This window comes from Microcystis sp. LEGE 08355 (assembly GCF_015207185.1).
Taxonomy (GTDB): domain Bacteria; phylum Cyanobacteriota; class Cyanobacteriia; order Cyanobacteriales; family Microcystaceae; genus Microcystis; species Microcystis panniformis.
In genome coordinates, this window is record NZ_JADEXI010000782.1 from 1 (window position 1) to 1,773 (window position 1,773).

The following is a 1,773-nucleotide window of genomic DNA, read 5'->3' on the forward strand; positions in this document are numbered from 1 at the left end:
GCAACATCACCAGAATGGTAATTACTGCCAATGCCCCACCTAAACTCAAACGCTGTAGGTATTCCATGAAGGTGATATTAATAGAATCACCAACGATATAAGTAGCGGGATCACCAACAATAGTTAATAATCCAGAACTGTTGGCCACGAAAACCATCAGGATTAAGAGCGGCACAAAATCCACCCCTATATCTTGAGCTAGGGGTGGAATTAAAGGTGCTAATAACATCACCGTGGTAGCGTTGGGTAATACCGCACAGATTGGGGTAGTAATGGCAACAATTCCTATTAGTAATAATTTGCCCTGTCCCTTGGCTAAAAGCACCATTTGTGCTGCTAAATAATCAAAGATCTTCGTTGGTTCAAAGGCTCTCACTAACACCATCACCCCAAAAAATAGGGCGAGAGTGGCATAACTACGACTGATATAACCCACCGCCTCCTGGAGAGTCATGATATGGGTAAAAACTAAGATTAAAGCTCCTAATAAAGCCGCTACGGTAATATGGAGCCACTCGAACATAATAACCACAATGACTGCAATAAAAGTCATCGCAGCAATCCACATTGGTAAAGATTCCAGCATTTTTGATCCTGTTTTTACTTTCGGTTTCTCGATAGGACTAAAAGTTTGCCCAAAGAATGTACAGCAAACTCATAGAAAATATGGTTATCTACGGAAAATCTTAAAATTGTTGCGATCGGTAAGCTGACATGAGAATCCCCATAAACAATGTCTCCTGTAAGTTATGACTATCAAGTAGTACCAGCGACATAACTGAACCGATCAAGACATTGCTAGGAATGTAGTGATGTTTCAGTCTTCCCCCCCACGCCGACGAAGTTAGCTGACGGGCTAGGATAGAGAGATATCCTTTTCTAGGCTAAAAAATCTAGAAATACGCCCCCAAATGTGGTTCCTCCGCTCCGAATTTGTCTAGCTAATATCTAGCATAGAAACTTGGATTAGGCTGACTTACTCTGTTTAGTCATCCACCATAGCATACTAACCCCAAAAAAAACGATATAGCCCTATACCAGACCTATCCTGTCGGTTATCCCCCGGGTTGCTAGGATAGAACCATGATAAGCTAATAGCTAACGACTGACTGCCATAGCAGCCAAAAAAGAAATTTCTATGAATAGAAGACCTCGTTATACTCCTCCCCGATCGCGCGATCGTGATTATGACCGATCCTATGGGGATGACTCCCGCGCTTCGGCTGCTGGGGGCCTATTAGCAAAATTAAACTATGCCATGATCGCCCTGATTGGCGGTATTTTTGTACTAGGGGTGGGTCTCGGTCTGGTATTCAGTTCTACCGCTAATTTTAGCCCCGAAAACGTCGCTTCCCGGGAAGTAATCGATCGCAGCGCCCCCAATGCAGAATTATGCGTGCAATTTGGGGCCAGTGCCATTGTCACCGATTTGCGGGTTTATGTCACTCTTAACCCCTTTAACGTTTTTGTCACCCAACCAGTCATGCAACCCGGTTGCGTTTTGCGACGCAATAACTGGTCAATTTTAGAACAACAAAAATTAGTCGATGGACAGCAGGTACAAAGTTGTAAAAACCGGATGAATACCTTTGGTTATACCGGCCCCTTGGAAGGCAAACCGAAAATCGATTGTATCTTCCAAAATGAAGCTGGGGGTAATCTTTTTGTTAATCCCGCCGGTGCTGTTGGCCCCAGACCAGATACAGATAAATTCTAAACTGGAAAAGATCGTTCTCCTGACTGCTGACTTGAAAGAGGGTGTGGGGTGTGGGG

Annotated in this window: 2 protein-coding genes and 1 riboswitch; of the genes, one reads left to right on the plus strand and one right to left on the minus strand. The window is 44.0% G+C overall.

The genetic code is table 11. The features are described from left to right. A partial coding sequence (locus tag IQ242_RS23975) for an SLC13 family permease (protein ID WP_255520713.1) occupies positions 1-586 on the minus strand: 586 nt, incomplete at its 3' end. A 232-nt stretch (positions 587-818) separates the two neighbouring features. Next, positions 819-949: riboswitch (cyclic di-AMP (ydaO/yuaA leader) on the minus strand. A gap of 189 nt (positions 950-1,138) precedes the next feature. On the opposite strand from IQ242_RS23975, the gene IQ242_RS23980 reads away from it, so the two are divergent. Then, the gene (locus tag IQ242_RS23980) at positions 1,139-1,717 is read left to right on the plus strand and encodes a DUF3172 domain-containing protein (RefSeq protein WP_193961675.1); all 579 of its coding nucleotides are present in this window, start codon (positions 1,139-1,141) and stop codon (positions 1,715-1,717) included. Positions 1,718-1,773 lie beyond the last annotated feature (56 nt).